This window comes from Pontimicrobium sp. MEBiC01747, from assembly GCF_053601635.1.
This window is the reverse complement of sequence record NZ_JBSHNS010000051.1, coordinates 1-8,766: the sequence shown is the minus strand read 5'-3', so window position 1 is coordinate 8,766 and position 8,766 is coordinate 1. Positions and strand designations below refer to the sequence as shown.

Below are 8,766 nucleotides of genomic sequence, written 5' to 3'. Positions count from 1 at the left end.
AAATAAGGTTAATATTTTTAGAGAATTTATGGGAGTTTCTAATTATCGAGTAAGCGTCGTCACAGTTATGAGCAATATTTACATCAAAACTAATGTCTTTATTTTGGTCGTTTATTGAATGTAGAACATTTTTATAAACTTCAGTAATCATAGGGTGGTCATCTACTATTAATACCGAATATTTTTGATTTTTCATTTTTTACTAAAGAAAATTTCTTTTTTTACATGTATATTATCTCATATAAAAAGAATTGATTTAGTAGGGTTTCAATTTATTTAATAAGAATTATTTTTTAAATTACTAATAATAGACTACACAAGTAGCATTAAAGTAAATACGATTAAAACATACCTATTGGATCATATAAGTTTCATATTCATTGTTTATAATTATATTAATAACGATTTCTGCATATGCAGAATTTTAGATTAAAGGTAAAGAGCAAATATAAAATTTCAAAGGTCATTTACTTAAAAAAGATAATGTTTTGTAAATAAAAAGTTGAAAGCCCTATAAATACTACAATTCCATAATATATGTAATTTACAAAAAAGAAATAACTAGTTAAAATTTTATAAAAAATAGTATAGAGTCTTGATTATTAGAGAAGATACCACTAATTACTAATAACCCAAGCTAGTTTCATTAAATAAATAGTAGCATTTTAGAAACTTTTTTCCTACATTAGAACTTTAATATGCTATTATTAACCAAAATATTAATCATTAATTTAAGAAAAATGAAAAGTACTCATAGTATCTTCTTGAGCTTATTTTAATGTGTTAGTATTTTTAAAAATCCCCAATTAAATTATGTCAGGAATTAAAACATCAAAAGAAGGAAGAGCATTAGATCAAGCGTTTAATGGAAGACACGCAGCAATAAGTAAACTTATTGGTAAAGATGACAATCGTTCTTCATGGTGGTCTATTGAAGATTTAGAAAATTATATAGCTCATGCAAAAGCGCAGGCTAAAGAATTAGGTTATACTTTAAGCGGTATTCGCGCTTATGAAGGCGCAGAGAGCGATGAAGGTTATACCACTATTTTTCTATCTCCAACAGGGAGATCTAATAGAGAACGATCCAGTGGTAAAGGAGATATTCCAGGTGGAGATATTTTAAATGCAGGAGGAGCTGGTCATCCACCAAGTGCTAACTATCCTCAATAAACCTGTGGAAGAATTTTTAAGAGACTATTCTTTACTTCTAATAAGAAGTGTTGAAGTTATAGCAGCTGTAACTGGTTTATTACTTTATAAAAAGTATAAGCATACAGCTGCTAGGTTTTTTATATATTTTTTAGTTTATCTGACATTTTGTGATGGTTTTGGTATGTATGCAGACTATACAAAAGGAGATGGTTTTTTAAATTTTTTAGAGGGTACTAAATTTGAAACAAATCATTGTTGGTATAATATAACTTGGTATATTGGAGCTATTGTTTTTTTTGTATTTTATTATAAGAAGGTATTACTATTAAAACGAGATAAAAATATCGTTAAATACAGTGGTTATATATTTTTTATAACTTCAGTGTTTTATATGTTATTAAACTTTTCTGAGTTTTTTAAACGCTTTTTTCCATTCGTAAACGTTTTGGGGACGTTAGTTATTATAATTTGTACTGTATTATACTATATTCAAATACTAAGGAGTGAAAAGATTCTTACTTTCTATAAGTCTTTAAACTTTTATATTAGTACAGCTATATTTGTTTGGTGGTTAGTTATTACTCCTTTAGTTTTTTATGATATATACTTTGGTAAAAGAGATGAGAGTTATGTTACACTTAGATCAGCAATTTATTTAATTACAAATGTATTCATGTATTCTATGTTTACTTATGGTTTAATTTTTTCAGAATCAGATAATGAATAATCTACTTATAATTTTACAAAATACCGAAGTTCGAGTATCAACTCCTTCAGAACGATATATGTTAGTCTATATGCTTGGAGTACTCATTATTCTATGTACACTAATCATCCTATTTTTTATAGTTTTCCAAAAAAGAAAAAACAAACTTATTTTGGACAAAATTGCACAACAGCAAGCTTTTGAAGAAGAACTATCGAAAACCCAATTAGAAATACAGGAGCAAACACTTAAAAATATAGGGCAGGAATTACATGATAATGTAGGGCAAATTTTATCTGTTGCAAATATGAATTTAAGCATACTAAGTATGCAAATTTCTGATGATATTAAAGAGTCTTTTGTAGAAACTAAAAATGCTGTAAAAGAAAGCCTAAGTGAATTAAGAGCACTTTCTAAATCATTAAATAGCGATGTAATAGTAAATAAAGGACTGCAACAATCTATAGAGCATGAGGCAAGACGTTTAAATAAGCTAAACTTACTTAAAACAACATTAGATATTAAAGGTAATCCAGAAAATTATAAAGACAGTAAAAACAGTATTATTTTATTTAGAATCATTCAAGAATTTATTTCTAATACTGTAAAATACTCTAAAGCTACTTTATTAGAAATAGTATTAGATTATAAAGCAGATAAGTTAAAAATTATAGTTTCAGATAATGGAAAAGGTTTTAATGTTAGTGAAGTAGAAAAAGGCTCAGGTTTGCTAAACATGAGAAATAGAGCGACATTAATAAATGCGAGTTATAGTTTAAAGTCTAACCTTGGAGAAGGTGTAATTTTAGAGCTGAGTTATAACTATAACTAACCTTTTAAGAAAGCCACTTAAATAGTGTTTTTATAACCTTTAGTTTGCCTTTGTACGGTGCATATCTAAAAGGCAGGTCTAACCAATTGGCTTTTGTAACCACGCCTTTTTTATGAGAAAAAGTATCAAATGATAATTTACCATGATAAGCACCAATACCACTATTTCCAACACCTCCAAAAGGTAACTTGTGGTTTACAAAATGAACAACAGTATCATTTATGGCTCCACCACCAAATGAAAATCTATTTATAAGTGCCTTTGCTTTACGTTTATTGTTACTAAAAACGTATAGTGATAAAGGTTTATGGTAATTAAAAATAATAGAATCTATTGTAGAAATATCTTCATAACTGATGACAGGTAATATTGGACCAAAAATTTCATCTTTCATAACCTCACTATCTAATTTAGGCTCATCTATTATAGTTGGCGCAATATATAGAGAATCTATATCCGTTTGGCCGCCAATAACACAAGTTTCTTCATAAAGCATTTGCTCTAAACGCTTAAAATTCTTTTCATTTATTATGCGGGCAAAATCATTAGACTCTTTTGGGGTTTTAGAGTATGCTAATTCAATTTCTTTTTCTAATGCTTTATAAAATTGTGCTTTTACAGACTTATGAATTAAAATATAATCTGGAGCAATACAAGTTTGCCCAGCATTTATAAATTTTCCCCATACAATACGTTTGGCACTTAATTTTATATTTGCAGTTTCATCTATAATACAGGGATTTTTACCTCCTAACTCTAATGTTATTGGTGTTAAATGCTCTGCTGCGGCCTTTGCTACTATTTTACCAACAAAAACACTTCCTGTAAAAAAAATATAATCCCAACGTTGTGCTAATAACTCTGTAGATATAGTTACACCTCCTTTAACAACGCTAACATGATTAGGCTTAAAAACTGTAGTTATTATATTCTCTACAACATTAGAAGTGTTGGGAGTTAATTCACTAGGTTTTAAAATAACAGTATTACCAGCAGCTACGGCCGCAATTAAAGGCGCTAAAGCTAATTGATAAGGATAATTCCATGGTGCTATAATAAGCGTATTACCATAAGGCTCGGAGTATATTTTATCAGAAGAAGGAAAATTTAAAAGAGAAGGCATTACACGTTTAGGTTTTGCCCATTTTGTAAGTTTCTTTATTGTTAAATCTAATTCAGAAATTACCATAGCGATTTCTGTAGCATAAGATTCAAAAACAGGTTTTTTAAAATCTTTATATAGTGCTGAGTTTATTTCATCTTCACGTTTAATAAGCTCTATTTTTAAGCGTTTAAGAATCGCTTTTCTAAAACTAATAGATTTGGTCTCACCAGTTTTAAAATAGTCTTTTTGAGATTTTAATAATTCAGGTATCATAAAATAGTTTAAGCTATAAAGTTATAAAAGTTTTCAATAAAGAAACTAATACGCTTTACTGTATTAATAACAAGCGTTCCAAAGTGCATCTTTAGGAAGCGGAGCAGTTATATTTAATTCTTTTTTTGAAACAGGATGAATAAAACGTATCTGCCTAGCATGTAAATGAATGCTGGCATCTTTATTACTACGATCAAATCCATATTTAAGATCTCCTTTTATAGGGCTTCCAATACTTGATAATTGACAACGTATTTGATGATGCCTACCTGTTTCTAAATTAATTTCTAGTAGTGAATAGTTCTCAAGCGATTTTAATACTTTATAATGTAAAATCGCTTTTTTACTGTCTTTAACCTCTTTGCTATAAGGAGTAGATTTGTTGTTTTTTGGATTCTTTTTAAGCCAGTGTATTAGCGTGTCTCCGTGTTTTTTAGGCTTATTTTTAACTAAAGCCCAATAGGTCTTAGAAATATCTTTAGAAACAAACAACTTATTTAAGCGTGGTAGAGCCTTACTTGTTTTAGCAAAAATAACTAAACCAGTGGTAGGTCTGTCTAGCCTATGCACAGTACCTAAATAAACATTACCTGGCTTATTATATTTTTCTGCAATATATTCCTTAACAATATCGCTAAGAGGTTTATCTCCTGTTTTATCTCCTTGTACAATATCTCCAGCACGTTTATTAACTACTATAATGTGGTTATCTTCATAGATAACTTGTAGATTAGATTTGTTAGATATTATTTTAGACATTATTTGTAAAACTCCTAGCAATTAATATTGCTCCTTTTCACTAGGGAAGCTGCCATTTTTAACATCTTCTGCATACTGGCTAAAAGCATTAGTCATATCTTCATATAAATTCATATAGCGACGTAAAAAACGAGGGTTAAATTCATGCGTCATGCCTATCATGTCATGTGTTACTAGTACTTGCCCATCTACACCAGACCCAGCTCCAATACCAATAACAGGGATAGAAACACTAGCTGCCACTTCTTGCGCTAATTTTGCAGGAATTTTTTCTAAAACAATAGCAAAACAACCTGCTTTCTCTAGCATTAAAGCATCTTCCTTTAATTTAATAGCTTCTTGCTCTTCTTTGGCGCGAACTGTATAAGTTCCGAATTTATATATAGATTGAGGGGTTAAACCCAAATGTCCCATAACAGGTATTCCTGCATGTAGAATACGTTTTATAGAATCTTTAACTTCTTTACCACCTTCCATTTTTACAGCATGTCCACCAGACTCTTTCATTATTCTAATAGCAGAGCGCAATGCTTCTTTTGGATCACTTTGGTAACTACCAAAAGGTAAATCTACCACAACAAGAGCACGTTCTATAGCTCTAACTACCGAAGATGCATGATAAATCATTTGATCTAAGGTAATAGGTAATGTTGTTTCATGTCCGGCCATTACATTACTTGCCGAATCCCCAACAAGAATAACATCTATTCCTGCACCATCAACAATTTTAGCCATTGTATAATCGTATGCAGTTAGCATAGAAATTTTTTCACCATTGGCTTTCATATCTACTAAAGATTTAACAGTGACTCTTTTGTATTGTTTTTTTGCTACAGACATTTATAATAATTTAATATAGATTGTAAAAATACTAAATTAAGTAGATACTGTTAAACTTTTCTTTAATACTAAAGTACTTTTCTATATATATTTTACATTCGTAAAAAATCAATAATTATGGTCCGTATAATTACAATTATTGTAGTATTAATTACTAATATTATAACAGCTCAAGTACAAGTAGACGAAAAAGTTGCAGTTAAACAAACAATAGAAACTTTTTTTGAAGGATTCCATAAAGGCGACACTACCTTAATGAAGTCTGTAATGATGGGGAAGTTTACAACACAAACAGCATATAAAAACAAAGCAGGTAAAGACATGCTTGTTACAGATAATTCTACTAAATTAATTGAAACTATTGGTAAAAGACCAGCAGACCAAAAATGGGATGAACGCTTATTAGATTTTAAAATAAGGGTAGATGGTAATATGGCAAATGCTTGGACACCATACGAATTTTGGTTTAATGGAAATTTTTTGCATTGTGGAGTAAATTCTTTTCAACTATTTAAAGATAATGGAACTTGGAAAATTATTTATTTAATAGATACTAGACGTAAAAAAGGTTGTAAAGAATAATTATAGAAATATTTTAATATACAAAAAAACAGAAGTTAGTAACTTCTGTTTTTTTATTATTTCTATTTTAATCTGTATCGATTATTTAGGACTAGAGATATTTCTTAATAGAATTAGCAATCTGCCATATTTACACGAATGGCTAACCCTCCTTCACTAGTTTCTTTATATTTCGTGTTCATATCTTTTGCAGTTTCCCACATGGTATCAACAACTTTATCTAAAGGTACTTTAGCATTACTAGGGTCTGTTTCTAAAGCTAATTCAGCGGCATTAATTGCTTTTATAGCTCCCATAGAATTTCTTTCAATACAAGGTATTTGTACTAAACCACCTATAGGGTCGCAGGTAAGCCCTAAGTGATGTTCCATTGCTATTTCTGAAGCAATTAAAACTTGTTCTGGAGTACCACCTAACAACTCACATAAAGCTCCAGCTGCCATTGCAGAAGATACACCTATTTCTGCTTGACAACCTCCCATAGCGGCACTAATAGTAGCTCCTTTTTTAAAGATGCTTCCTATTTCGCCAGCAACTAATAAAAATTGCTTTATGTGTTTAAAATCGGCATCATGATTTTCTATAACCATATAATACATTAAAACTGCAGGAATTACACCAGCACTTCCATTTGTTGGGGCTGTAACAACACGACCTAAAGCAGCATTTACTTCATTAACACTAAGAGCAAAACAACTAACCCATTTTAATATTTGACGAAACTTAACTTCACTTTGTCTTATGCTTTGTAGCCAATCTTGAGAGGTTATATAAGGTACCTCTACATTTAACTTTTTATGCATATCAAAAGCACGACGACGAACATTTAACCCGCCAGGTAAAGTCCCCTCGGTATGGCATCCAGTAAACATGCAATCTAGCATGGTTTTCCATATTCTTTCTAGCTCATAATCAATAGTAGTATTATCGCGTAGTGAACGTTCGTTTTCTAAAACAATTTCAGAAACCGATTTGTTTTCAGCTTTACAATAGTTTATTAATTCTGAAGCTTTGTCTATTGGAAAAGGAAATTCACTTTTTAATTCTTTATTCTCTTCATGTACCGTACGTTCTTCTTTTACAACAAAACCACCTCCTATAGAGTAAAATGTAGATTGATGAACCTCAGATTCATCATAAGCCGTAAAAGTCATACCATTGGCATGAAAAGGAAGGAAGTTTTTATTAAATACAATATCATTATTAATGTCAAAAGGAATAATCATTTCATTATTTAATACTAGCTTTCCTGTATTTTGAATAGAAGCGATAATAATATCAATAGTTTCTGTAGGTATAACTTCGGGATCACTACCACTTAAACCTAGCATTACAGCCAAATCTGTAGCATGCCCTTTTCCGGTTAGAGATAATGATCCGTATAAATCTATTTTAACACGTTTAACATCTTTAAATTTATTATCTTCTTTCAATTCATAAAGCCAGCGTTCTGCTGCTCTCCATGGTCCTAAAGTGTGTGAGCTAGAAGGGCCAACTCCAATTTTTAGCATATCGAAAACCGAAATACACTCCATATTTACTTAATTAATTAGAAAAACAAATATATAGTATTGTGTTTTATAAGTTTAATAGAATTTCAAGTAATTTTTTGTTTTTAAAACCTAGTTATAACTTTCTTAAATTTATATAAATACGGGCCGAAGTGTGCTACCTTTTAGGGATAAAACGCTGCTTTTTTGGTATATAAACTAAGGCTTTGTAGTATTATCTATAAGTAATTATAATTTTGAAATAATTATATTGCAAAAAGTCATTTTTTGTTATAATGTTGAAAAAAATATTTTTTTTAAGCTTAATATTCAATTGTTTATTGTGTTTCTCGCAAACAAACGAGTTCAAAACTAAATTTTTGAACGCAACATTAAAGCAAAAAATTGAATTATACGATTCAATTTCAGATTCCTTAAAAAAGACTTATTCTTCCTTTTTTAAAAAAGAATTAAAAGCATTAAACAATTCTAAAATTACTAATTCAGACAAGGCAAAAATAGCTATAATACTAGCAGATATAGATAGAAACCAAGGAAAATATATAGAGAGTGTAAATACCTTACGAACGCTTTTAGAAGAAGGTAATGTTCCTTTAGCAGACAGTATAGACGTATTAGATAATTTGAATAAAACGTACTATTCACTTGGTTTGTATTCTGAAATTTTCGAGATAAATACTCAAATAAATAATTTAATAGACAAAGGAGCATATTATCCCTTATGGACCTATAATGTTAATAGTAAACTTTACCAACAATTAAATCAATATGAGAAAGCTGCTAAAGCATTAAAAATTGAAATAAAACAACTAGATAAAAACGAAAGAAGAGACTCTTTAATTATACCGTCTGCATATAATAATTTAGGATACTATTATTTTAAGGCAGCAAAAATGGATACAGCATTATTTTATTTTAATAAATCCTTAAAAGTTGCATCAAAATCATTGTCTAATGACCCAGTTAATAGAAATAGAATTATTGGTTTAGTACATGGTAATAT

General features: G+C 29.5%; 9 protein-coding genes and 1 pseudogene. 5 read left to right on the top strand and 5 right to left on the bottom strand.

Features of this window, described 5'->3' with window-relative positions:
- Positions 1 to 196: pseudogene (locus ACVC2P_RS00805) on the bottom strand (hypothetical protein); the annotation flags it as partial.
- A gap of 617 nt (positions 197 to 813) precedes the next feature.
- Here ACVC2P_RS00805 and ACVC2P_RS00800 point away from each other — a divergent pair.
- From ACVC2P_RS00800 to ACVC2P_RS00790, 3 genes are all read left to right on the top strand, one after another.
- Positions 814 to 1,173: a hypothetical protein gene (locus tag ACVC2P_RS00800; protein WP_452596583.1), complete on the top strand. Its 360-nt coding sequence runs from the start codon at positions 814 to 816 to the stop codon at positions 1,171 to 1,173.
- Between the two features lie 4 nt (positions 1,174 to 1,177).
- Positions 1,178 to 1,882: a hypothetical protein gene (locus ACVC2P_RS00795; RefSeq protein ID WP_452596582.1), complete on the top strand. Its 705-nt coding sequence runs from the start codon at positions 1,178 to 1,180 to the stop codon at positions 1,880 to 1,882.
- 151 nt (positions 1,883 to 2,033) lie between these two features.
- Positions 2,034 to 2,693 (top strand): sensor histidine kinase, encoded by a 660-nt coding sequence (locus tag ACVC2P_RS00790; protein WP_452596581.1) that lies wholly within the window; start codon positions 2,034 to 2,036, stop codon positions 2,691 to 2,693.
- 4 nt (positions 2,694 to 2,697) lie between these two features.
- Here ACVC2P_RS00790 and ACVC2P_RS00785 read toward each other — a convergent pair whose 3' ends face one another.
- The 3 genes from ACVC2P_RS00785 to panB all read right to left on the bottom strand — a co-directional run bounded on the left by ACVC2P_RS00785 (position 2,698) and on the right by panB (position 5,670).
- On the bottom strand, positions 2,698 to 4,071 hold the full coding sequence (locus ACVC2P_RS00785) for an aldehyde dehydrogenase (protein ID WP_452596580.1): 1,374 nt from the start codon (positions 4,069 to 4,071) through the stop codon (positions 2,698 to 2,700).
- 63 nt (positions 4,072 to 4,134) lie between these two features.
- A complete protein-coding gene (locus ACVC2P_RS00780) occupies positions 4,135 to 4,830 on the bottom strand; it encodes an RluA family pseudouridine synthase (RefSeq protein WP_452596579.1) in 696 nt (231 codons plus the stop codon).
- Between the two features lie 21 nt (positions 4,831 to 4,851).
- Positions 4,852 to 5,670: a 3-methyl-2-oxobutanoate hydroxymethyltransferase gene (gene panB, locus ACVC2P_RS00775; RefSeq protein WP_452596578.1), complete on the bottom strand. Its 819-nt coding sequence runs from the start codon at positions 5,668 to 5,670 to the stop codon at positions 4,852 to 4,854.
- Positions 5,671 to 5,787: 117 nt separating this feature from the next.
- Between panB and ACVC2P_RS00770 the strand changes: the two genes are divergently transcribed.
- On the top strand, positions 5,788 to 6,252 hold the full coding sequence (locus ACVC2P_RS00770) for a nuclear transport factor 2 family protein (RefSeq protein WP_452596577.1): 465 nt from the start codon (positions 5,788 to 5,790) through the stop codon (positions 6,250 to 6,252).
- 113 nt (positions 6,253 to 6,365) lie between these two features.
- Here ACVC2P_RS00770 and ACVC2P_RS00765 read toward each other — a convergent pair whose 3' ends face one another.
- On the bottom strand, positions 6,366 to 7,787 hold the full coding sequence (locus ACVC2P_RS00765; protein ID WP_452596576.1) for an L-serine ammonia-lyase: 1,422 nt from the start codon (positions 7,785 to 7,787) through the stop codon (positions 6,366 to 6,368).
- Positions 7,788 to 8,122: 335 nt separating this feature from the next.
- On the opposite strand from ACVC2P_RS00765, the gene ACVC2P_RS00760 reads away from it, so the two are divergent.
- Positions 8,123 to 8,766 (top strand): tetratricopeptide repeat protein (locus ACVC2P_RS00760; RefSeq protein WP_452596575.1); only part of this gene is annotated, 644 nt, incomplete at its 3' end.